This is a genomic window from Streptomyces sp. NPDC094034, from assembly GCF_040303865.1.
Classification (GTDB): Bacteria; Actinomycetota; Actinomycetes; order Streptomycetales; family Streptomycetaceae; genus Streptomyces.
Window position 1 is genome coordinate 41,637 of sequence record NZ_JBEOUD010000008.1, and the last position, 22,276, is coordinate 63,912.

21 protein-coding genes are annotated in these 22,276 nt (G+C 70.6%); 15 read left to right on the plus strand and 6 right to left on the minus strand.

Translation table 11 applies throughout. From position 1 onward, the window contains the following. Positions 1-31: 31 nt before the first annotated feature. Positions 32-526: a DUF3515 domain-containing protein gene (locus tag ABTZ59_RS10140; protein WP_351394001.1), complete on the minus strand. Its 495-nt coding sequence runs from the start codon at positions 524-526 to the stop codon at positions 32-34. 26 nt (positions 527-552) lie between these two features. After that, positions 553-786, minus strand: coding sequence for an Lrp/AsnC family transcriptional regulator (locus ABTZ59_RS10145; protein WP_030351778.1), 234 nt, complete (start codon positions 784-786; stop codon positions 553-555). A gap of 209 nt (positions 787-995) precedes the next feature. Here ABTZ59_RS10145 and ABTZ59_RS10150 point away from each other — a divergent pair, with 209 nt between their 5' ends. Further along, positions 996-1,967 (plus strand): thiamine-phosphate kinase, encoded by a 972-nt coding sequence (locus ABTZ59_RS10150; RefSeq protein ID WP_351393635.1) that lies wholly within the window; start codon positions 996-998, stop codon positions 1,965-1,967. Between the two features lie 10 nt (positions 1,968-1,977). After that, the gene (gene thiD, locus ABTZ59_RS10155) at positions 1,978-2,793 is read left to right on the plus strand and encodes a bifunctional hydroxymethylpyrimidine kinase/phosphomethylpyrimidine kinase (RefSeq protein WP_351393638.1); all 816 of its coding nucleotides are present in this window, start codon (positions 1,978-1,980) and stop codon (positions 2,791-2,793) included. Positions 2,794-2,930: 137 nt separating this feature from the next. On the opposite strand, the gene rpmB is transcribed toward thiD, so the two are convergent. Beyond that, positions 2,931-3,116 (minus strand): 50S ribosomal protein L28, encoded by a 186-nt coding sequence (rpmB, locus tag ABTZ59_RS10160; RefSeq protein WP_003957616.1) that lies wholly within the window; start codon positions 3,114-3,116, stop codon positions 2,931-2,933. A 256-nt stretch (positions 3,117-3,372) separates the two neighbouring features. Here rpmB and ABTZ59_RS10165 point away from each other — a divergent pair, with 256 nt between their 5' ends. The 9 genes from ABTZ59_RS10165 (at position 3,373) to mutM (ending at position 12,784) form a co-directional block, all read left to right on the plus strand. Then, positions 3,373-5,028 carry a DAK2 domain-containing protein gene (locus ABTZ59_RS10165; protein ID WP_351393641.1) on the plus strand — a complete coding sequence of 552 codons (1,656 nt, stop codon included), beginning with the start codon at positions 3,373-3,375 and terminating at the stop codon, positions 5,026-5,028. 25 nt (positions 5,029-5,053) lie between these two features. Then, positions 5,054-7,276 carry an ATP-dependent DNA helicase RecG gene (gene recG, locus ABTZ59_RS10170; RefSeq protein ID WP_351393643.1) on the plus strand — a complete coding sequence of 741 codons (2,223 nt, stop codon included), beginning with the start codon at positions 5,054-5,056 and terminating at the stop codon, positions 7,274-7,276. 231 nt (positions 7,277-7,507) lie between these two features. After that, positions 7,508-8,092, plus strand: coding sequence for a 16S rRNA (guanine(966)-N(2))-methyltransferase RsmD (gene rsmD / locus ABTZ59_RS10175; protein WP_351393646.1), 585 nt, complete (start codon positions 7,508-7,510; stop codon positions 8,090-8,092). A 26-nt stretch (positions 8,093-8,118) separates the two neighbouring features. Continuing rightward, complete coding sequence (gene coaD, locus ABTZ59_RS10180) at positions 8,119-8,598, plus strand: pantetheine-phosphate adenylyltransferase (protein ID WP_351394004.1); 480 nt, start codon at positions 8,119-8,121, stop codon at positions 8,596-8,598. Between the two features lie 98 nt (positions 8,599-8,696). After that, complete coding sequence (locus ABTZ59_RS10185; RefSeq protein WP_351393650.1) at positions 8,697-9,860, plus strand: F0F1 ATP synthase subunit B; 1,164 nt, start codon at positions 8,697-8,699, stop codon at positions 9,858-9,860. A gap of 108 nt (positions 9,861-9,968) precedes the next feature. Further along, positions 9,969-10,688: a YceD family protein gene (locus ABTZ59_RS10190; RefSeq protein WP_351393652.1), complete on the plus strand. Its 720-nt coding sequence runs from the start codon at positions 9,969-9,971 to the stop codon at positions 10,686-10,688. Positions 10,689-10,690: 2 nt separating this feature from the next. Further along, positions 10,691-10,864: a 50S ribosomal protein L32 gene (gene rpmF, locus ABTZ59_RS10195; RefSeq protein WP_003965982.1), complete on the plus strand. Its 174-nt coding sequence runs from the start codon at positions 10,691-10,693 to the stop codon at positions 10,862-10,864. A 19-nt stretch (positions 10,865-10,883) separates the two neighbouring features. Continuing rightward, the gene (gene rnc, locus ABTZ59_RS10200) at positions 10,884-11,828 is read left to right on the plus strand and encodes a ribonuclease III (RefSeq protein WP_351393655.1); all 945 of its coding nucleotides are present in this window, start codon (positions 10,884-10,886) and stop codon (positions 11,826-11,828) included. Positions 11,829-11,923: 95 nt separating this feature from the next. Further along, on the plus strand, positions 11,924-12,784 hold the full coding sequence (gene mutM, locus ABTZ59_RS10205; protein ID WP_351393657.1) for a bifunctional DNA-formamidopyrimidine glycosylase/DNA-(apurinic or apyrimidinic site) lyase: 861 nt from the start codon (positions 11,924-11,926) through the stop codon (positions 12,782-12,784). Here the strand turns inward: mutM and ABTZ59_RS10210 are convergent. Further along, on the minus strand, positions 12,757-13,143 hold the full coding sequence (locus tag ABTZ59_RS10210; protein WP_351393660.1) for a winged helix-turn-helix transcriptional regulator: 387 nt from the start codon (positions 13,141-13,143) through the stop codon (positions 12,757-12,759). The genes mutM and ABTZ59_RS10210 overlap by 28 nt on opposite strands. Before the next feature lie 103 nt (positions 13,144-13,246). After that, the gene (locus ABTZ59_RS10215) at positions 13,247-14,152 is read right to left on the minus strand and encodes a CAP domain-containing protein (RefSeq protein WP_351393662.1); all 906 of its coding nucleotides are present in this window, start codon (positions 14,150-14,152) and stop codon (positions 13,247-13,249) included. 134 nt (positions 14,153-14,286) lie between these two features. On the opposite strand from ABTZ59_RS10215, the gene ABTZ59_RS10220 reads away from it, so the two are divergent. The 4 genes from ABTZ59_RS10220 to ABTZ59_RS10235 all read left to right on the plus strand — a co-directional run bounded on the left by ABTZ59_RS10220 (position 14,287) and on the right by ABTZ59_RS10235 (position 20,624). After that, positions 14,287-14,568: an acylphosphatase gene (locus ABTZ59_RS10220; protein ID WP_249953740.1), complete on the plus strand. Its 282-nt coding sequence runs from the start codon at positions 14,287-14,289 to the stop codon at positions 14,566-14,568. Positions 14,569-14,961: 393 nt separating this feature from the next. Then, a complete protein-coding gene (locus ABTZ59_RS10225; RefSeq protein ID WP_030351764.1) occupies positions 14,962-15,180 on the plus strand; it encodes a hypothetical protein in 219 nt (72 codons plus the stop codon). Positions 15,181-15,379: 199 nt separating this feature from the next. After that, positions 15,380-19,036 carry an SMC hinge domain-related protein gene (locus tag ABTZ59_RS10230; RefSeq protein ID WP_351393665.1) on the plus strand — a complete coding sequence of 1,219 codons (3,657 nt, stop codon included), beginning with the start codon at positions 15,380-15,382 and terminating at the stop codon, positions 19,034-19,036. Between the two features lie 169 nt (positions 19,037-19,205). Then, positions 19,206-20,624, plus strand: coding sequence for a sugar porter family MFS transporter (locus ABTZ59_RS10235; protein ID WP_351393668.1), 1,419 nt, complete (start codon positions 19,206-19,208; stop codon positions 20,622-20,624). Between the two features lie 18 nt (positions 20,625-20,642). Here ABTZ59_RS10235 and ABTZ59_RS10240 read toward each other — a convergent pair whose 3' ends face one another. After that, positions 20,643-22,127, minus strand: a complete 1,485-nt coding sequence (locus ABTZ59_RS10240; protein ID WP_351393674.1) for a purine-cytosine permease family protein — start codon at positions 22,125-22,127, stop codon at positions 20,643-20,645. Positions 22,128-22,276: the final 149 nt, after the last annotated feature.

Here is a 22,276-nt window from a genome sequence, read left to right on the forward strand (position 1 = left end):
CCCCGTCGGGGCCGTGCCGGGCGCCTGGCGGTCACAGACTGGACGGAATCGTCTTCTTGACCGGCGCGGCCAGCTCGGCGAGCGGCGTGGAGTCATGCGTGAACCGTTCGTCCATGGTGACCTCCACATACGTCTCGCGGTACGTGGTCGTGAAGCGGGGCCCCGAGTCCCGTTCCTCCAGCATCCAGTTGACGCCGTTCGCCTCCACCGCGTCCGACTGGGCATCGTTCATCCCCTCGGGCCGGGGGACACCGCAGCGCAGTACGATCGCGGCGTCCCCCCACCCGGCGGTCAGTTCGGAAGACGGCTCGGGATCGGCCCGGCCGAGGTCGGAAAGGGTCTTCGGCAGCTCCTTGTGGAGAGCCCGGCACAGCGCTGCCTCCTTGGCGGGCGGAGTGGGAACCGCGACCGACATCGACGTGCCGGCGGAGGAACAGCCCGCCACCGCCGCCACCACAACGACGGCGGACAGGCGGACGAGCGGACGGCCGGATAGCCTGCGGCGGAACGGCGGGCGACAGGAGATGGTCACCGGCCAAGGGTAGACGGGGGCTACAAGTGCACGACCGGGCAGGTCAGGGTGCGGGTGATGCCTTCCACTTGCTGGATTTTCGCGACCACCATGCGCCCCAGCTCATCGACGGTGTCCGCCTGAGCGCGCACGATCACGTCATAGGGACCGGTGACGTCCTCGGCCTGGATAACTCCCGGAATCTTGGCGATGGTCTCGGCGACGGTCGTCGCCTTGCCCACCTCGGTCTGGATAAGGATGTACGCCTGTACCACGGAACCTCCAGGGCGGCCACGAGGATCATGTGGGGGAAAGAGACGCCACGGTATCGCGTCGCCGAGTGCGGCGGGGAGACCCGGGTCCCGGGTGGCGCCCGCGGGGTGGCGTACGGAAGACGAAGTTGACGCGACTCACGACGGTACCGACAGCAGTGAAGGACCGCGACCGCGCGTGCGGCCCGGTGATGACAGAGAGGGGAGTCTCGGTGAAGGGAACCGTGGGCGAGTTGGGGGAGTTCGGTCTCATCAGGGAACTCACCTCCCGGCTCACCACCACCCCGGCGGTCCGGCTCGGGCCGGGCGACGACGCCGCGGTCGTGGCCGCGCCCGACCGCAGGGTCGTGGCGAGTACGGACCTGTTGCTGGAGGGGCGGCACTTCCGCCGTGACTGGTCGACGGCCTACGACGTCGGCCGGAAGGCCGCCGCGCAGAACCTCGCCGATATCGCGGCGATGGGCGCGGTCCCCACGGCGCTGCTCCTCGGCCTCGTCGTCCCGGCCGAACTCCCGGTCACCTGGCCCACCGAGCTGATGGACGGTATTCGCGACGAGTGCCAGGTCGCCGGCGCGGCCGTGGTCGGCGGAGATGTCGTACGCGGCGACACGATCACCATCGCCATCACCGCGCTGGGCGATCTCCGCAACCACGAGCCGGTCACCCGGTCCGGCGCCCGGCCGGGCGATGTCATCGCCTACACCGGCTGGTTGGGCTGGTCGGCGGCCGGGCACGCGGTGCTCTCACGCGGCTTCCGCTCGCCCCGCGCCTTCGTGGAGGCCCACCGCCGACCGGAACCGCCGTACCACGCGGGTCCGGCGGCGGCCGGGCTCGGTGCCACCGCCATGACGGACGTCAGCGACGGACTCGTCGCGGATCTGGGGCATATCGCGGAGGCCAGCAAGGTCCGTATCGATCTGCGCGCAGGTCTGATCGACATCCCCTCGCAGATGAACGACATCGGCCAGGCGGTCGGGATCGACCCGCTCCAGTGGGTGCTGACGGGCGGCGAGGATCACGCCATCGTCGCCACGTTCCCGCCGGACGTGAAGCTGCCGGCCCGCTGGAAGGTGATCGGTGAGGTGCTCAACCCGTCCGCGCTGCCGCAGGTGACGGTCGACGGGGCACCCTGGAACCGCAAGGGCGGCTGGGACCACTTCGGGGACATCGAGGACGCCCAGTAGATTCGGCACCATGCCGACAGCTGAGCGAACAACGCCACCGTCCGTGCCACCGCGCGTGCTCACCGTCGCCGGATCGGACTCCGGCGGCGGCGCGGGCATCCAGGCGGATCTGAAGACGATGCTGGCGTTCGGCGTGCACGGCATGAGCGTGCTCACGGCGGTCACGGCACAGAACTCCACGGGCGTGCACGGCGCCTGGGAGCTGCCCGTGGCGGCCGTACGCGCCCAGTACCGCGCGGTCGTCGACGACATCGGCGTCCAGGCGGTGAAGACCGGCATGCTCTCCTCCGCCGAACTGGTCGCGGCCGTCGCGGAACTGCTCGCCGGGACCGACGCCCCCGTGGTCGTGGACCCGGTCGGGGTCTCCAAGCACGGCGATCCACTGCTGGCCGCCTCGGCGCTGGACGGCGTACGGACGAGGCTGTTGCCGGTCGCGACCGTCGCCACCCCCAATCTGGACGAGGTGGCCCAGCTCACCGGCGTACGGGTGGAGGACGAGACGGGGCTGCGGCGCGCGGCCGGCGCCGTACTCGAATTCGGGCCCCGCTGGGCGCTGATCAAGGGCGGGCATCTGCCCGGGGACGCGGTCGATCTGCTGACCGACGGCGTCGAGGAACACTGGCTGCGCGCACCGCGCCACGACAACCGGCACACCCACGGCACGGGCTGCACCTACGCGTCGGCGATCGCCTCGGGCCTGGCCCGGGGGCAGGACGTGGTGGCGGCCGTGCGGGCGGCCAAGGAGTATGTGACGGGCGCGATCGCGCACGGCTTCGCGCTGGGCGCGGGGATAGGCCCGGTGGATCACGGGTGGCGCTTGCGCTGACGGCGCCGCTCGACGCCGACATGACGACGGGCCCCGGCACCGGCACGGGCCGCGGCCCCGGCATGGCAAAAAAGCCGGTCCACCGAGGTGGACCGGCTCTTCAAGGCAACCGCAGGGGCTGCGCTACGACGCAGGCGTCAGCGCGAGACCTTGCCGGCCTTGATGCACGATGTGCAGACGTTGAGCCGCTTCGGCGTCCGACCGACCACGGCACGCACGCGCTGGATGTTCGGGTTCCAGCGACGGGACGTACGGCGGTGCGAGTGCGAAATGTTGTTGCCGAAGCCCGGCCCCTTGCCGCAGACGTCGCAGTTGGCAGCCACGGGTCACTCCAAAGACTTCAGATGCTCGTACAGAGATATCCGGCGTGCCGGGAATCAGTGACTCATGTGGCGTTGCCGGGGGATTGGCCCGACTCTCATCGGGCAACCGCAGCAGCATACAACGCCTGCCTCGGTACAAGAAAACTACCATGACGGCCAGCGGCTCCGTTCCGTCAGGTTGGCCCGCTGTTCGCCTCCCGTCCCCGGGCTACCCTGCGTGCAGCCCGCATCACGGCCGCTCAAGGAGGACCCTCAGGTGCCGCAGACCCTCGACGCAGCAGCGGTACGGAGCTGGTGCTCGCTGGCGCTGGAGGCCCTGGGCCGGGAGCGCGAGGAGATCGACGCGATCAATGTCTATCCGGTCGCGGACGGTGACACCGGCACCAATCTCTATCTGACCGTGGAGTCGGCGGCGCAGGCGGTCGAGGCCGTCTTCGCGGCCCATGAGACCGGTGCGTCCGTGCCCGCGCCCGCCGATGCCGTACGGGCCATGGCGCACGGCGCGCTGCTCGGTGCCCGGGGGAACTCCGGGACGATCCTGGCGCAGCTGCTGCGCGGGATGGCGGAGGTACTGGCGGACCCGGCGCCGACGGATACCGCGGGGGCCGAAGGAACACGGCTCGCACCGGCGCTGCGGCGGGCCGCGGCACTGGCCCGCGAGGCCGTCGCGCATCCCGTCGAGGGCACGATCCTCAGCGTGGCCTCCGCCGCGGCGGAAGCGGCGGAGGCGGCGGAGGCGGCGGAACGGAGCGGGGCGGCGGACGCGGGTGCCACCGTACGCGCGGCGTACGCGGGCGCACGCGCCGCGCTCGCGGCCACCCCCGACCAACTGCCCGTGCTCGGACGCGCGGGTGTCGTCGACGCCGGCGGGCGCGGGCTGCTCGCCGTCCTCGGCGCCCTGGTCCGGTCCCTCACGGGCGAGACACCGGCCGCCTTCCCGATGGGCAGGCGCCGGTACGCGGACCCGGCCGCGGTCGAGTCGGCGATCGGGTCCTGCGCCCCCGAAGGCGGGCCCGCCTTCGAGGTGATCTATCTGCTGGAGGCGGACGACCGCGCCGTGGCGCGGCTCCGGACCCGGCTCGACGGGCTGGGGGACTCCCTGGTCGTCGTCGGCGGCGACGGGCTGTGGAACGTACACGTCCATGTCGACGACGCGGGCGCCGCCGTGGAGGCCGGGGTCGAGGCCGGACGCCCGTACCGCATCCGCATCAGCCACTTCGGCGCCGCCACCGAGGAACCGCCGGAGCGGGTTCAGCGGGCCGTCGTCGCGGTGGTCCCGGGAGAAGGGCTCGCGGGATTGTGCGCCGAGGCCGGCGCGACGACCGTGCTCGCGCGCCCCGGGGAGCCGCCCGCCAGCGGGGAACTGGTCGAGGCGATCCGGCGGGCCCACGCGCGCGAGGTGGTGCTCCTGCCGAACGACGCGGCGCTGCGGCACACCGCCGCCGCGGCCGCAGAACAGGCACGTACCGAGGGCGTACGGGTCGCCCTCATCCCGACCAGGGCCGCCGTCCAGGGCATCGCGGCGCTCGCCGTCCACCAGCCGGACCGCCGTTTCGACGAGGACGTGGTCGCCATGACCACCGCGGCCGGCGCCACCCGCTACGCCGAACTGGCCGTCGCCGAACGGCAGTCCTGGACCATGGCGGGTATCTGCCAGGCCGGGGACGTCCTCGGCCTGATCGACGGGGACGTGGCGGTGATCGGCGCCGATCTCACCGCCACCGCGGAGGCGGTGCTCTCCCGGATGCTGGCGGCCGGCGGCGAACTGGTGACGCTGGTGCTCGGCGACGAGCTGCCCGACGCGCTCGCCGACCGTCTGGAGACCTACGTACGGGACGGCCATCTGGCCGTCGACACCGTGGTCTACCGGGGCGGCAGACAGTCCGTTCCGCTGCTCATCGGCGTGGAGTAGCAGCCTGTCAGTGGCGTGGTGTGCAATGGATCGCGTGTCCGCGCTGGATGAACCCCTCAAGAAGACGCTCGGCCCCGCCACCGCGAAGGTGATGGCCGAACACCTCGACCTGCACACCGTCGGCGATCTGCTGCACCACTACCCCAGGCGGTACGAGGAGCGCGGCCAGCTCACCAAGCTGGCCGATCTGCCGCTGGACGAGGACGTCACGGTGGTCGCGCAGGTCGCCGACTCCCGGATCATGACGTTCAACCACGGCCGGGGCCAGCGTCTGGAGATCACGCTCACCGACGGCAGCGGCCGGCTCCAACTGGTCTTCTTCGGCAGGGGAATCCACAAGCCGCACAAGGAGCTGCCGCCGGGCAGCCGAGGGATGTTCGCGGGCAAGGTGTCCGTCTTCAACCGCAAGCTCCAGCTCGCGCATCCCACCTATGTGCCGCTGGGCAGGGCGACCGCCGACGACGGGACCACGGAGGACACCGCGCAGGCCGTGGACGCCTTCGCGGGCAGACTGATCCCGATCTACCCGGCCTGCAAGGGGCTGGAGTCCTGGAAGATCACCAAGGCCGTCGACGCGGTCCTGCCCAGAGCCGCGGAGGCCGTCGATCCGCTGCCGCCCGCGCTGCGCGAGGGCCGTGGATTCGCCTCGCTGCCCGAGGCGCTGCTCAAGGTCCACCGGCCCGAGAGCCGGGCCGACATCGAATCCGCCAGACAGCGGCTGAAGTGGGACGAGGCGTTCGTCCTCCAGATCGCGCTGGCCCGGCGGCGGTACGCGGACGCGCAGCTGCCCGCCGTCGCCCGCAGGCCCGTGCCCGACGGACTGCTCGACGCCTTCGACGCCGACCTGCCCTTCACCCTCACCGACGGCCAGCAGAAGGTCACCGGCGAGATCTTCGCGGATCTCGCCACCGAACACCCCATGCACCGGCTGCTCCAGGGCGAGGTCGGCTCGGGCAAGACGCTGGTCGCGCTCCGGGCGATGCTCGCGGTCGTCGACGCTGGCGGTCAGGCCGCCATGCTGGCGCCCACGGAAGTGCTCGCCCAGCAGCACCACCGTTCGATCACGGAAATGATGGGCGAGCTGGCCCAGGGAGGCATGCTCGGCGGCGCCGAGCACGGCACCAAGGTCGTCCTGCTCACCGGCTCGATGGGCATGGCCGCGCGGCGTCAGGCGCTGCTCGATCTGGTCACAGGCGAGGCCGGGATCGTGATCGGTACGCACGCGCTGATCGAGGACAAGGTGCGCTTCCACGACCTCGGACTGGTCGTGGTGGACGAGCAGCACCGCTTCGGCGTGGAGCAGCGCGACGCGCTCCGCTCCAAGGGCAAGCAGCCCCCGCATCTGCTGGTCATGACGGCCACACCCATTCCCCGTACGGTCGCGATGACCGTCTTCGGCGATCTGGAGACCTCCGTCCTCGACCAGCTCCCGGCGGGCCGCTCGCCGATCGCCAGCCATGTGGTGCCCGCCCAGGACAAGCCGCACTTCCTCGCCCGCGCCTGGGAGCGGGTGCGGGAAGAGGTCGGAAAGGGACATCAGGCGTATGTCGTCTGCCCCCGGATCGGAGACGACGAGGAGGACGACAAGGCGAAGGGGAAGACGAAGCCGTCCAAGGAGGACGAGGCCGAGAAGCGGCCCCCGCTCGCGGTCGTGGAGGTCGCCGGGCAGCTCAGCGGGGGACCGCTCCAGGGGTTGCGCGTCGAGACCCTGCACGGGCGGATGCAGCCGGACGACAAGGACGCCGTGATGCGCCGCTTCGCCGCGGGCGAGGTGGACGTGCTCGTCGCGACCACGGTCATCGAGGTCGGTGTGAACGTCCCCAACGCCACCGCCATGGTGATCATGGACGCGGACCGGTTCGGCGTCTCCCAACTGCACCAGCTGCGCGGACGCGTCGGCCGCGGCTCGGCCCCCGGCCTCTGTCTGCTGGTCACGGACATGCCCGAGGCGAGCCCGGCCAGGGCCCGGCTGGGCGCGGTCGCTGCCACGCTCGACGGCTTCGAGCTCTCCCGTATCGACCTCGAACAGCGCCGTGAGGGCGATGTCCTCGGCCAGGCCCAGTCCGGGGTCCGCTCGTCGCTGCGGATGCTCGCGGTCATCGAGGACGAGGAGATCATCGCCGCCGCCCGGGAGGAGGCCGCGGCTGTGGTCGCCGAGGATCCGGAGCTGACGGGCTCCCCGGAGCTGCGTACGGCGCTGGACGCCCTGCTGGACACCGAACGCGAGCAGTACCTCGACAAGGGCTGACCCGCCGGACCGGCCGGACCCGGCCACGGGCACCGGACCCGCCATGTCGCACCGGAAGCGGCCACGGGCACCGGACCCCGGCATGTCGCACGGGACCCGGCCATGTCGCACCGGGCCGGGCCCGCTCGGGACGTACGCCATATCGTGGGGACAGAGCCATTCTTCGAGCTCCGCGTCCACCCGTACCCGACCGACCGCCCACGACCCCATCGAACCGAGGACCCGACTCCCATGACCCGCGTGATCGCCGGTGCCGCCGGCGGACGCCGTCTCGCCGTACCGCCGGGCACCGGCACCCGCCCCACCTCCGACCGGGCGCGTGAGGGCCTTTTCTCCAGCTGGGAATCGCTCCTCGGCCCCCTCGAAGGCATCCGGATCGCCGATCTGTACGCGGGATCCGGCGCCGTGGGCCTGGAGGCGCTCTCCCGCGGCGCCGCGCACGCCCTGCTCGTCGAGGCGGACCCGCGCGCCGCCCGGACCGTCCGTGCGAACGTCGCGACGCTCGGGCTTCCCGGCGCGGAGGTCCGTACCGGCAAAGCGGAGCAGATCGTCCTGGGTCCGGTCCCCGACACCCCCTACGACCTGGTCTTCCTCGATCCGCCGTACGCCGTCACCGACGACGATCTTCGGGAGATTCTGCTCACACTCCGCACCAGGGGCTGGCTCGGCGCCGCCGCCGTCGCCACCGTGGAACGCAGCACCAGAGGTGGGGAGTTCGACTGGCCGGAGGGTTTCGAGCCGTTGCGGTCCCGTCGCTACGGCGAGGGGACGCTTTGGTACGGTCGCGCCGCCTCTACGAGTGAAGACGCACCATGACCGGACCGGAGAGCGAGGGAATCAAGTTGCGCCGCGCCGTCTGTCCGGGGTCCTTCGACCCCATCACCAATGGACATCTCGACATCATCGCCCGCGCCTCCAAGCTGTACGACGTCGTACATGTCGCGGTAATGATCAACCAGTCCAAGAAGGGGCTGTTCACGATCGAGGAGCGGATCGATCTGATCCGCGAGGTCACCGCCGAGTTCGGCAATGTGGAGGTCGAGGCCTTCCACGGGCTGCTCGTCGACTTCTGCAAGCAGCGCGACATCCCCGCCATCGTCAAGGGGCTGCGCGCCGTCAGCGACTTCGACTACGAACTCCAGATGGCTCAGATGAACAACGGGCTCTCGGGGGTCGAGACGCTGTTCGTCCCCACCAACCCCACCTACAGCTTCCTCTCCTCCTCCCTGGTCAAAGAGGTCGCGACCTGGGGCGGAGACGTCTCCCACCTGCTGCCCGAGGCCGTCCACTCGGCCCTGATGACGCGCCTCGGCGAGCGCTGAGGAACTGACGGCCCGTCATCCGGTGTCGGACGGGCTCGAACTGGCCGTACAGTCGTTGCGTCCGTCTCCAAACCAGCTGAGAGAGTGGCGAGCACACGGTGGACGTACAGAAGAAGCTCGACGAGATCGTCGACACGGTGGGCAACGCCCGCTCCATGCCCATGTCGGCGTCCTGCGTGGTGAACCGCGCCGAGCTGCTCGCCATGCTGGAAGAGGTACGGGAAGCGCTCCCGGGCTCGCTGGCCCAGGCCCAGGAGCTGATCGGCGGCCGGGAGCAGCTGGCCGAGCAGGCCCGCCAGGAGGCCGAGCGCATCATCGAGGCGGCGCACGCCCAGCGCTCCGGGCTGATCTCCGACACCGCGGTCGCCCGGCAGTCCCAGGAGGAGGCCGACCGCATCCTCGCGGAGGCCCGCAGGGACGCCGAGGAGATCCGAGCCGAGGCCGACGACTACGTCGACTCCAAGCTCGCCAACTTCGAGGTCGTCCTCACCAAGACCATCGGCTCCGTCGACCGGGGCCGCGAGAAGCTGCTCGGCCGCGCCCCCGGCGGTGACGACGACGATGCCCCCGAGTACAGCGACGACCCCGGCACCCTGATCCGGCGGGCCGACGAGTACATCGACACCAAGTTCGGCGCCTTCGAGGCCGTTCTGTCCAAGACCCTCGAAGCGGTCGGCCGCGGCAGGCAGAAACTCCACGGCCGCACCGACTCGGACGATCTGGGCGCCCACATGGCCGCCCAGGACGCGGCCGGCCCCCAGGGGCGCACCAGCGACGCGGACTATCTGGCGGACCTCGCGGGGGACCCCCGGGAAGGCGTCCAGCAGCCCGTGGTGGCGCAGCAGCCCCCCGTACCGGTCCAGCAGCCCTACGCCGAGCCCGCGTACCCGCAGACACCGCCCCAGGCCCAGCCAGTGCCCCAGTACGCCGAGGCCGGCTACCAGGACAGCGCGTACGCCGCGGACGCCGGCTACGGCGGCTACCAGCAGCAGGACGCGTACGGCTACCAGCAGGACCCGTACGCGTACCAGCAGCAGGGCTACGGCCAGGACCAGGGCCAGGGGCAGGGTCAGGAGCAGGGCCACGGCCAGGCGCAGGTGTACGACCCGAACTACGGCTGGCAGCAGCAGCCCGAGGGCCGGCCCCAGCAGCACGCGCTGCCCCCGGCCCACGAGCCGCGCAGCACCCTCGACGAGACCAGCCTCTTCGACACCAGCATGATCGACATCGAGCAGCTGCGCCGGTACGAGCAAGGACGCTGAGACCACCGGCCGGGGGCGCCGGGACCGGGCGCCCGGGCCGGTGGCCGCCGAGAGACCGGATTGGGCCTACGGCGGCCGGTCCAGTACCCTGGCTCTTCGGCCGCGTGCATGTCCGCGACCCATGCCGCCCGCTCGCTCTCGCGACGGTGGCGGCCCCCCAACGATCCGAAAGCGGGAAAAGCCCTGAACGCGCGCCTCGACCACCGCGACCCCCTCGTGTTCGACACACACGAGCTGGGGCGGCGTCCTGGTGCGCTCCAGAAGCTGACCCGCTCGGTACCCGCCCCCAAGGACTTCGGTATCGCGGGGGTGATCGGGACGCCCGAGGGCGCGCCCGTGGAGCTCGCCCTCCGTCTCGAATCCGTCATGGAGGGGGTCCTCGTCACGGGCACCGCCCGTGCGGTGGCCGAGGGGGAGTGCGTAAGGTGTCTGGAGCCGCTCAGCCAGGAAGTGGCGGCGGACTTCCAGGAGATGTTCTCGTACCACGACGCCGATGACCGGGGCCGCGCCCGTGCGGAGCCGGCCGCTGACGCCGAGTACAGCGAGGACGACGACAGACTCTTCGTCGAAGATGGCCTGTTCGATCTCGAACCGGTGCTGCGTGACGCGGTGGTACTCGCACTGCCGATGCAGCCGGTGTGCCGGGAGACCTGTGCCGGTCTGTGTTCCACATGTGGGATCAGGCTGGACGAGAACCCGGACCACCACCACGACGCCGTCGACATCCGTTGGGCGGCACTGCAGGGACTCGCCGAGACCGTCAAGGACGGCGAGAAGGACAACATGGGCGGCGCCGAAGCGGGCGTCGACGAGAAGCAGGAGAAGTAGCCGTGGCTGTTCCGAAGCGGAAGATGTCGCGCAGCAACACGCGCCACCGCCGGTCGCAGTGGAAGGCTGCGGTCCCCACCCTGGTTTCGTGCGAGCGTTGCCAGGAGCCGAAGCTGCAGCACATCGCGTGCCCGAGCTGCGGCACCTATAACAAGCGCCAGGTCCTCGAGGTCTGAGCGGCTGGTGAGAGGCTCAATGTCTGAACTGTCCCATGCCAAGAAGCAGACAGACAATGTCAGCACAGCCTCGTCCCACACGCTTCTGGAAGGGCGGCTCGGGTATCAGCTCGAGACCGCCCTTCTGGTGCGTGCGCTGACCCATCGTTCGTTCGCGTACGAGAACGGCGGTCTGCCCACCAACGAGCGGCTCGAATTCCTCGGGGATTCGGTGCTCGGTCTGGTGGTCACGGACACGCTGTACCGCACCCACCCCGATCTGCCTGAAGGCCAGTTGGCCAAATTGCGGGCCGCGGTGGTCAATTCGCGTGCGCTTGCGGAAGTGGGCCGCGGCCTCGAACTCGGCTCCTTCATCCGGCTCGGCCGGGGCGAAGAGGGCACGGGCGGCCGGGACAAGGCGTCCATCCTCGCCGACACCCTTGAAGCGGTGATCGGCGCTGTCTATCTCGACAAGGGCCTCGACGCGGCGTCCGAGCTGGTGCACCGGCTCTTCGACCCGCTGATCGAGAAGTCCTCGAATCTCGGGGCCGGCCTGGACTGGAAGACCAGTCTCCAGGAGCTGACCGCGGCGGAGAGTCTCGGTGTGCCCGAGTATCACGTCACGGAAACAGGCCCGGACCACGAGAAGACCTTCACCGCTGCCGCCCGCGTCGGTGGTGTCTCGTACGGCACCGGCACCGGCCGCAGCAAGAAGGAAGCGGAGCAGCAGGCGGCGGAGTCCGCCTGGCGGGCCATCCGGACCGCGGCGGACGAACGCGAGGCGGCGGGGAAGACCGACGCCGGCTCCGGCGTTGACGTGAAGGACGGCGTCGACGCCAAGGCGGAAGACACCGAGGCGGAGGACGCCACGGCCGTCGATGCCACGTCTGTCCAGGCGACGTCTGTCCAGGCCACGTCTGAAGGGGACGCCGACACCTCTTCAGCTTCCTCGGAGCAGACTCCCGCGGACACCGCCAACGCCTGAGCGTTCGTGCTCTCTCCTTCCGGGTGCGCCCCTCGCGTCGTCGTACGGCATGAGGGGCGCACTCGTTACGGTCCCCTCACCCCCAGGAGCCTTCCGTGCCCGAGCTGCCCGAGGTCGAAGTCGTCCGGCGTGGACTCGAACGCTGGGTCAGCGGCCGGACCGTCGCCGAGACCGAGGTGCTGCATCCGCGCGCGGTACGGCGGCACACCGCGGGCGGCGCCGACTTCGCGGCCCAGCTCAAGGGGCACACCATCGGTACGGCACGCCGGCGCGGCAAGTACCTGTGGCTGCCCCTCGCCGACACGGACGCCTCGATCCTCGGCCACCTCGGGATGAGCGGCCAGCTGCTGGTCCAGCCGGAGAGCGCGCCCGACGAGAAGCATCTGCGCATCCGGATCCGCTTCGCCGACACCCTCGGGACCGAGCTGCGCTTCGTCGACCAGCGCACCTTCGGCGGGCTCTCGCTCCACGAGAACACCCCCGACGGACTGCCCGATGTCATCGCGCACATCGCCAGGGATCCGCTGGACCCCGCTTTCGACGAGGCCGCCTTCCTCACCGCGCTGAAGCTGCGCCGTACGACGGTCAAGCGCGCCCTGCTCGACCAGTCGCTGATCAGTGGCGTCGGCAATATCTACGCCGACGAGGCGCTGTGGCGCGGCCGTCTCCACTACGAACGCCCCACGGCCACCCTGCCCCGGCCACGCGCCACGGAACTGCTCGGGCATGTACGGGACGTGATGAACGCGGCCCTCGATGTCGGCGGCACCAGCTTCGACAGCCTGTACGTCAATGTGAACGGCGAATCGGGATACTTCGACCGGTCGCTGGACGCGTACGGACGGGAGGACCAGCCGTGCCGGCGCTGTGGGACACCGATCCGCCGACGGCCCTGGATGAACCGGTCCAGCTACTTCTGTCCGCGCTGTCAGCGGGCTCCGCGCGTCGTGTCATAACGCTCCCGCGCCGAGATCACCTCGGACATCCGCCCCTCCACCAGCTGGATCAGCCCGAGCAGCCGCTCGGCGACGTCCCGGCCCAGCGGAGTCAGCTCGTAATCCACCCACGGCGGATTGACCGGCCGCGCCTCGCGCAGCACCAGGCCGTCCCGCTCCAGCGCGTGCAGGGTCTGGGAGAGCATCTTCTCGCTCACGCCGTCGACGCGCCGCCGCAGTTCGTTGAAGCGGAGGCGGCTCTCGTCGTTCTCGTGGCTCTCGTACAGGGCGGTGAGCGTCAGGCCGCCCCAGCGGCCCGTCACATGCTCCAGCGTGGTGCGCGAGGGGCACTGCCGGGAGAAGACATCGAAGGCGTCCATAGCGGCGACTTTACAACCGGAAGCGCTCCCCGACAGATGGCGCTTTCGTATGGTTAGTGAGCATTACCGGGGGCGGCCGGGGCTCCGTCAGGGGCGGTCGGGCTCAGAAGCCGAAATCCTGCGTCCACCACGGGCCGCCGGAGCCGGTGTGGACACCCACACCCAGCCGGGTGTAATCGCAGTTCAGTATGTTCGCGCGATGGCCCTCGCTGTTCATCCACGAGTCCATCACGGACTGGGCGGTGGCCTGCCCCCTGGCTATGTTCTCGCCGCCCAGACCCTTGACGCCCGCCTTGTCGGCGCGGTCCCAGGGCGTCTTGCCGTCCGGGTCCGTGTGGTCGAAGAACCCGCGCTCCGCCATGTCGTCGCTGAAGTCCTGCGCCAGCCTGCCGAGCGAGGCATCGGCCCGCACCGGGCTGCACCCCACCTTCGCGCGCTCCTTGTTGACCAGGGAGAGCACGGCCGCCTCGGAGGAACTGGAGCCGGGGGCCGCCGGGGCCTCCACGGCGCGCTCGGTGGTCTGCTCGGGCGCCGGGGCCTCGCTGGAGCGGGTGGGTATCCCGGCCTTCGGCCGCGGTGGCGCCGCGGCGGGCTTCGTGGTCTTCTCCGACCGCTCGGCGGTCGACTCCGTCGTGTCCTTCGAAGGAGTGACGGACGGCTCGCGCGGAGTGGGCGACGCGGACGCCGAGGGCGACTGGGTCCGCTCGGCGCCACGGCTCGGCGAGGCCGAGTTCTCCCGCGTCGGCTCGGCGGACGAGCCGCCCTGCTGCTGAAGCTCCGGAGCACCCTCGGTACGTATCTGTCCGCCGTTGGCGCTGCCGCCGACCGTGAAGTGGTCCCCGCCGCCGGGCAGCAGGCCCGAGGCGACGGCTACGGCTCCTACCGCCATGGCGGCGGAGGCGCCCAGCAGGCCCGTACGTACAGGGGTGGCGATCCGCCTCTTGCGGCGCGCACCGTCCACGTGGTCCTCGACGGGCGGGGCGGCGGCTGAGCGGCGGTGGCGTCCCATGTGCCTTCCTCATGCTCTCGACGGCAACGTGTCCAGGTCTCACCCGTACGAGTGAGGCTATTGCGACGGGACTGTACGGCATGGTCCGCGGGGGCGCCGGGTGCCGGAGGCAATTGGCCGGTTAGCTTGCGTGCATGAAAGAAGACGTTCGCGTGACGGCCTGGGTACGCGGAAGAGTGCAAGGAGTGGGCTTCCGCTGGTTCACCAGGGCAAACGCTCTGGAGATCGGCGGCCTCACCGGATTCGCCCTCAATCTGGACGACGGCAGGGTGCAGGTCGTCGCCGAAGGGCCACGTGAGAATTGCCACCGTCTGCTGGAATGGCTGCGCTCCTCCGACACACCCGGGCGTGTGGACGGAGTCACTGAGATCTGGGACACCCCGCGCGGTGGCTATGAGACCTTCGCGATCCGCTGAGACCGCGCCGTCCCCGGCGGCGCCGAGAGGCTCGGGGATGCCGGCCTGCTCATGCGCAAGTCGGCGGTGACCTGGTGGTTGCCAAGAACCGCCAGTCGTGCCAGGCTGCCCGAACAACGATGATCTCCACGCCCCCAGGGGCCCCGTGACAGAGCCGGGGCCGCACCCCTCGCGGGCGCCCGCCACCGGGCCGCCCGTCGGCACGGGGTGTGATCGTGTTGACCGTCAAACTTTTTGGTGAGACGCTGGAATCCCCGCGCACCTTAGCTGTTTGGCAGTAAGAACCGCAGTGATGAACAGTGATGAACAAGGACTGCCAAACACCGCGGGTGCGATTTCCCTCACGACCCACACCGCATCCGGTCGGTCACTCAGTGTGGAGGACCATTCATCATGGCAAAGGCGCTTCTCGGTTATGTCGGCGGTTCCGACCCGCGACTCCTCGCCGAGATGCGACGGCTCCAGCAGCGCGTCCAGGACCTCGAATCCGAACTCGTACGGATCCAGTCCGAGAACGACGTACTGAACGCCGCCGTCGCACAGCACCCCGGAGAGTCGCTGCTCAATGGCATCGACATCGATGTACCCCAGGCGGAGCCGGCGCTCACCTGACAACAGCCCCCCTCGGGGTCGGGTGAGAAACACTCTCGCAAGATATGCAAGGGACGCCTCGGCGTCCCTTCTTTCTTTCCATCTTCCGCTGTACGAAGCATTGTTGGCGCGGCCACGCCTTTCTTAACGTCTGATGTGCCCTGCACGTTCGGCGGTGAAACCGGCGAGGGACGATCGGAGCCGGGTAGAGTCCGACGGCGTGCATCTCAAGGCCATGACCCTGCGCGGGTTCAAATCCTTCGCCTCCGCCACGACGCTGCGCTTCGAGCCGGGGATCACCTGTGTCGTGGGTCCGAACGGCTCGGGAAAGTCCAATGTCGTGGACGCGCTCTCCTGGGTCATGGGGGAGCAGGGTGCGAAGTCGCTGCGAGGCGGCAAGATGGAGGACGTGATCTTCGCCGGGACGACCGGGCGCCCGCCGCTCGGCCGCGCGGAGGTCTCGCTGACCATCGACAACACTGACGGCGCGCTACCGATCGACTACGCGGAAGTCACGATCACGCGGATCATGTTCCGCAACGGCGGCAGTGAATACCAGCTCAACGGCGACACCTGCCGTCTTCTCGACATCCAGGAACTGCTGTCCGACAGCGGTATCGGCCGCGAGATGCATGTCATCGTCGGCCAGGGCCAGCTCGACTCCGTACTGCACGCCGACCCCATGGGACGCCGGGCGTTCATCGAAGAGGCCGCCGGAGTACTCAAACACCGCAAGCGCAAGGAGAAGGCGCTGCGGAAGCTGGACTCCATGCAGGCGAACCTGGCCCGCGTCCAGGACCTCACCGACGAGCTGCGCCGCCAGCTCAAACCCCTCGGACGGCAGGCGGCGGTCGCCCGGCGGGCCGCCGTCATACAGGCGGATCTGCGCGACGCGCGGCTGCGGCTGCTCGCCGACGACCTGGTCAGGCTGCGCGACGCGCTGCGCACGGAGATCGCCGACGAGGCCGAACTGAAGCAGCGCAAGGAATCCACCGAGGGCAGGCTCAAGGCCGCGCTGACCCGGGAAGCCGAGCTGGAGGACGAGGTACGGCGGCTGGCGCCGCGCCTCCAGCGGGCCCAGCAGACCTGGTACGAACTGTCCCAGTTGGCCGAGCGGGTACGGGGCACGGTCTCGCTGGCCGACGCGCGGGTGAAGAGCGCGACCGCGGCCCCCACGGACGAGCGCCGTGGCCGCGACCCCGAGGACATGGAGCGCGAGGCCGCCCGGATCCGGGAGCAGGAGGCGGAGCTGGAGGCCGCGCTGGAGGCGGCCGAGCACGCCCGCGAGGACACCGTCGCGCACCGCGCCGAGCTGGAACGCCGACTGGCCGCGGAGGAACGCCGGCTCAAGGACGCCGCCCGCGCGATCGCCGACCGCCGCGAGGGCCTTGCCCGGCTGCACGGCCAGGTCAACGCCGCCCGAGGCAGGGCGGCGTCGGCCCAGGCGGAGATCGGCCGCCTCGCCGCGTCCCGTGACGAGGCGCGCGAGCGCGCGGTCGCCGCCCAGGAGGAGTACGAACAGCTCAAGGCCGAGGTGGACGGCCTGGACGCGGAGGACCTTGAACTGGGCGAGCGGTACGACAGCGCCCGCGGCGCCCTGTCCGCGGCGGAGGCCGAGCTGACGGCGGCGCGCGAGGCCGCCACCACGGCCGAACGCGAACGAGCGGCCCTCGCGGCCCGCCATGAGGCGCTCGCCCTCGGCCTGCGCCGCAAGGACGGCACCGGCGCGCTCCTCGCCTCCCGCGAGGACCTTTCCGGCCTGCTCGGCCCGGCCGCCGAACTGCTCACCGTCACCCCCGGGTACGAGATCCCGGTGGCCGCGGCGCTCGGCGCCGCCGCGGACGCGATCGCCGTCGCCGATCCGACGACGGCCGCCGAGGCCATCCGGCTGCTGCGCAAGCAGGACGCGGGCCGGGCCGCGCTTCTGCCGGCCGGCTCTGCCGGGGCGGACGAGCCCGGTCCGGGGGCCGGCTCCGGGACGGCTCCGGCCCCGGGCGTGCCCGGCCAGACGGCGGCGGAAGGACGCGGTACGGACGACGCCGACCGTCCCGTACGTACCGCCGTCCGCGCCGGCGCCGTGCCGTATGTCATCGACCTGGTGAGCGGCCCCGCCGAACTGCTGCGCGCCGTACGGCGGCTCGTACGGGACACGGTGGTCGTCGGGACGCTGGAGGACGCCGAGGACCTGATCGCCGCGCGGCCCGGGCTCATCGCCGTGACCGCCGAGGGCGATGTGCTCAGCGCGCACTTCGCGCACGGCGGCTCGGCGGGCGCGCCGAGCCTGCTGGAGGTACAGGCCTCCGTCGACGAGGCCGCCGCCGACCTCGCGGAGCTGGCCGTACGGTGCGAGGAACTGGCCGGGGCACAGCGCCGCGCCACCGAGCGGCGGGCCGAGCGCGCCGCACTGGTGGAGGAGCTGGGGGAGCGGCGCCGGGCCGCCGACCGGGCGAAGTCCGCCGTGTCCGGGCAGCTGGGACGGCTCTCCGGGCAGGCACGCGCGGCCGCCGGGGAGGCCGAGCGTACGACCGCGGCCGCCGGCAGGGCCCAGGAAGCGCTGGAGCGCGCCACCGCCGAGGCGGAGGAACTCGCGGAACGGCTGCTGGTCGCGGAGGAGGCCCCGGTCCAGGAGGAGCCGGACACCTCCGTACGGGACCGGCTCGCCGCCGACGGAGCCAACGCCCGGCAGACCGAGATGGAGGCCCGGCTCCAGGTCCGTACCCACGAGGAGCGGGTGAAGGGGCTCGCGGGCCGGGCCGACGCGCTCGACCGGGGAGCGCGTGCCGAGCGCGAGGCGCGGGCGCGGGCGGAACAGCGCCGTGCGCGACTGCGCCACGAGGCCCACGTGGCCGGGGCCGTCGCGGCGGGCGCCCGGCAGCTGTTGGCGCATGTGGAGGTGTCGGTCGTACGCGCCGAGGCCGAGCGCGTCGCCGCCGAGGCGGCCAAGGCCGAGCGCGAACGTGAGCTGGCCGCCGAGCGCAACCAGGGCCGCGATCTCAAGGCCGAACTGGACAAGCTCACCGACTCCGTGCACCGCGGTGAGGTACTGGGCGCCGAGAAGCGGATGCGGATCGAGCAACTGGAGGCCAAGGCCCTGGAAGAGCTGGGCGTCGAGCCGGCCGGGCTGATCGCCGAATACGGCCCCGATCAGCTCGTACCGCCGTCCCCGCCCGCGGAGGGCGAGGAACTGCCCGAGGACCCGGCGGATCCGCGCAACCAGCCGAAGCCGTATGTGCGGGCCGAGCAGGAGAAGCGGCTCAAGGCGGCCGAACGGGCGCATCAGCAGCTCGGAAAGGTGAATCCGCTCGCCCTGGAGGAGTTCGCCGCGCTGGAGGAACGCCACAAGTTCCTCTCCGAGCAGCTCGAAGACCTGAAGAAGACCCGGGCGGATCTGCTGCTCGTGGTGAAGGAGGTCGACGAACGGGTCGAACAGGTCTTCACCGAGGCGTACCGGGACACGGCGGAGCAGTTCGAGGGGGTCTTCTCGCGGCTCTTCCCGGGCGGCGAGGGGCGGCTCATCCTCACCGACCCCGAGAACATGCTCACCACGGGGGTGGACGTGGAGGCCAGGCCGCCGGGCAAGAAGGTCAAGCGGCTGTCGCTGCTCTCCGGAGGCGAACGGTCCCTGACGGCGGTGGCGTTGCTGGTGTCGATCTTCAAGGCGCGGCCGAGCCCCTTCTATGTGATGGACGAGGTCGAGGCGGCGCTCGACGACACCAATCTCCAGCGGCTGATCCGCATCATGCAGGAGCTCCAGGAGAGCTCCCAGCTGATCGTGATCACCCACCAGAAGCGGACCATGGAGGTCGCCGACGCGCTGTACGGGGTCTCCATGCAGGGCGACGGGGTCTCCAAGGTCATCAGCCAGCGACTGCGCTGACCGCGTATCACCTCCCGTTCGCGTCATCTCGCGTCACTTCCCGCCCGCGTCACCCCCTGTTCGCGCCGGGCACGCGTACGAGTGGTGACCGGAGGTGAGCTGTGACCCACTGGAAGGGCTCGACCACCCCACGTCCGGCGCCGGCAGCCGGGCGGTACCAGGAGCACATGTGACCAGCACAGCGGGGGTATCGCCGTCCGGAGGCCCCGCCGCCCCACCGGAGCACCTCGGTCATGTCATCTTCATCACGGCCGCGGCCGCGATGGGCGGCTTCCTCTTCGGCTACGACAGCTCGGTGATCAACGGCGCCGTGGAAGCCATCAGGAGCAGGTACGACATCGGCGCGGCGGCCCTCGCGCAGGTCATCGCCATCGCCCTGATCGGCTGTGCGATCGGTGCCGCCACGGCGGGCCGGATCGCCGACCGGATCGGCCGAATCCGCTGCATGCGGATCTCCGCGGCCCTCTTCACCGTCAGCGCCGTCGGCTCCGCGCTGCCGTTCGACATCTACGACCTGGCGGTCTGGCGGATCATCGGCGGCTTCGCCATCGGCATGGCGTCGGTGATCGGCCCCGCGTACATCGCCGAGGTCTCCCCGCCCGCTTACCGGGGCCGGCTCGGCTCCTTCCAGCAGGCCGCGATCGTCGTCGGTATCGCCATCTCCCAGCTGGTGAACTTCGGCATCCTCCAGCTCGCCGACGGCGAGCAGCGCGGCCGGCTGCTGGGGCTGGAGGCGTGGCAGTGGATGCTCGGAGTGATGGTCGTCCCGGCGCTTCTGTACGGTCTGCTCACCCTGGCGATCCCCGAGTCACCGCGCTATCTGATCTCCGTGGGCCAGGTGGACCGCGCCAAGAAGGTGCTCGCGGAGGTCGAGAACGAGGATGTCGATCTGGACGCCAGGGTCGCCGAGATCGACCACGCCATGCGCCGTGAGCACAAGTCGACCTTCAAGGACCTGAAGGGCAGCCGATTCTCCTTCCTGCCCATCGTGTGGGTCGGCATCGGACTGTCGATGTTCCAGCAGCTCGTCGGCATCAACGTCGCCTTCTACTACTCGGCGACGCTCTGGCAGTCGGTCGGCGTCAACCCGTCCAGCTCGTTCTTCTACTCGTTCACCACGTCGATCGTGAACATCATCGGCACCGTGATCGCGATGGTCCTGGTGGACAGGGTCGGCCGCAAGCCCCTCGCGCTCGTCGGCTCGGCGGGGATGGCCGCCGCGCTCGCCTTCGAGGCGTGGGCGTTCTCCGCGCCCCTGGTGAACGGCGAACTGCCGAGCACGGAGGGGACGGTCGCCCTGATCGCGGCCCATGTGTTCGTGCTGTTCTTCGCGCTGTCGTGGGGCGTCGTCGTCTGGGTCTTCCTCGGTGAGATGTTTCCGAACAAGATCCGCGCCGCCGCGCTCGGGGTGGCGGCCTCGGCGCAGTGGATCGCCAACTGGGTCATCACCGCGAGCTTTCCGAGCCTCGCCGAGTGGAACCTCTCGGGCACGTACATCATCTACACCTGCTTCGCCGTGCTCTCCATCGCCTTCGTGCTGTTGTTCGTGAAGGAGACGAAGGGCAAGTCGCTCGAAGAGATGGGTTAGAGCCTGAGGCCCCAGGCTCTAAGCGACGGGCAGCTTCTGTTCCTCGGGCCTGGCTTCCTCGGTCGGTGCTTGGGCGCTCGGGGCATGGGCGGTCGACGCTTCGGGGGTCGGCGCCGGAGTCCGTTCGCGCGGCAGGACCGCGTAGAGAGCCGCCGCCACGACGGTCGTGATGACCCAGCCCAGACCGTTCTGACCCGGCCAGGTGTCGGCGAGCGGGCCCGAGAACCAGTCCACCTCGGTGAACAGCAGCCCCAGCACCAGCGCCGTACCCCAGGCGGCCGTCGCCGACCAGGCGAAGCCGCCCCGGTACCAGTAGGCGCTGGTCCGTGTGGTGTCCATCAGCGCCGCGCCGTCGTACGTACGCCGCCGGAGCATGTCCACCCCGAAGACGCCGATCCACGCGGAGAACGCCACCGCGAGCAGCGTCAGGAACGAGACGAACGAGCCGAGGAAGCTGGTGGCCACCACCATCAGCAGGAAGCCGAGGATCAGACTGATCACCGCGTTCACACTGACCGCCCAGGCACGCGGCACCTTGATGCCCAGAGTCTGCGCGGTGAACCCCGCCGAGTACATCGACATCGAGTTGATCAGCAGCATTCCGACCAGCCCGATCAGCAGATACGGCACGGCGATCCAGGCGGGCAGCAGCTCGCCGATGAACGACACCGGGTCCCGCGCGGCGGCGAGCCCCGGGGTGCCGACCGCCATCACCGCACCCATCAGCACCATCGGCAGCACCACGATCCCCGCGCCGCCGACGGTCCAGCCGACCACCGACCGGCCGGAGGCGGACCGGGGCAGATAACGCGTGAAGTCCGGGCCGGAGGGCACCCAGCTGATCCCGCCCGCCGCGAGCGTCCCGATCCCGGCGACCATCATCGCCGTCGACCCCGCGGGCCGCTCGAAGACCGCCGACCAGTCCGTATGCGTCACCAGATACACCAGCACCAGCGCGCTGAAGGCACCGAAGAGATACGTCGACCAGGTGCCGCACACGCGGAGCGCTCTGATGCCGAGGCCCGAGACCAGGAAGGTGCAGGCCACGAAGAGCAGCAGTGTGATCACGATCAGCGGAGTGTCGCGCTTGACGCCGAAGAGCAAGTCGAGAACCGTCAGCACGGCATAAGCGCCGGTGACCGCGTTGATCGTCTCCCAGCCCCAGCGGGCGACCCAGATCAGCGCCCCGGGGAAGAGGCTCCCCCGCTGGCCGAAGACAGCCCGGGAGAGCGCCATACCCGGGGAGCCGCCGCGCTTCCCGGCGAGGGAGACCAGCCCCACGATGCCGTACGACACGACGGGCGCCGCGACGGCGACGGTCAGCACCTGCCAGAAGTTCAGACCGTTGAAGACGATCAGACCGGCGCCCATCGTGAGCAGCAGCACGCTGATGTTCGCGGCCACCCAGGTGGGGAAGAGTTGGCGGGCATGGCCGGTGCGCTCGTCATCGGGGACGGGTTCCAGACCGCGGGTCTCTATCGCGCCTTCGGGGGCGTGGGGCATGAAGAGGCTCCGTAGGGGGTGGGGGCTCCAGAGAGGGGAGTCCGGGCGGACCCAGAACCCCCAGCATCGTACGTTCGACGCAAAAGGTCCAAATCGTCACGGGAATCTTCGTGTGATCCTCTGAAGCCAGGGCCCTCCCGGCCGTGGCT

Bases quoted from the DNA above. Each gene is read 5' to 3' on its own strand.
- thiD (WP_351393638.1), top strand. From the start codon at position 1,978: ATGCCGACAGCTGAGCGAACAACGCCACCGTCCGTGCCACCGCGCGTG.
- recG (WP_351393643.1), top strand. From the start codon at position 5,054: ATGGATCGCGTGTCCGCGCTGGATGAACCCCTCAAGAAGACGCTCGGC.
- rsmD (WP_351393646.1), top strand. From the start codon at position 7,508: ATGACCCGCGTGATCGCCGGTGCCGCCGGCGGACGCCGTCTCGCCGTA.
- ABTZ59_RS10190 (WP_351393652.1), top strand. From the start codon at position 9,969: ATGTCCGCGACCCATGCCGCCCGCTCGCTCTCGCGACGGTGGCGGCCC.
- rnc (WP_351393655.1), top strand. From the start codon at position 10,884: ATGTCTGAACTGTCCCATGCCAAGAAGCAGACAGACAATGTCAGCACA.
- ABTZ59_RS10210 (WP_351393660.1), bottom strand. From the start codon at position 13,143: ATGGACGCCTTCGATGTCTTCTCCCGGCAGTGCCCCTCGCGCACCACG.
- ABTZ59_RS10215 (WP_351393662.1), bottom strand. From the start codon at position 14,152: ATGGGACGCCACCGCCGCTCAGCCGCCGCCCCGCCCGTCGAGGACCAC.
- ABTZ59_RS10220 (WP_249953740.1), top strand. From the start codon at position 14,287: ATGAAAGAAGACGTTCGCGTGACGGCCTGGGTACGCGGAAGAGTGCAA.
- ABTZ59_RS10225 (WP_030351764.1), top strand. From the start codon at position 14,962: ATGGCAAAGGCGCTTCTCGGTTATGTCGGCGGTTCCGACCCGCGACTC.
- ABTZ59_RS10240 (WP_351393674.1), bottom strand. From the start codon at position 22,127: ATGCCCCACGCCCCCGAAGGCGCGATAGAGACCCGCGGTCTGGAACCC.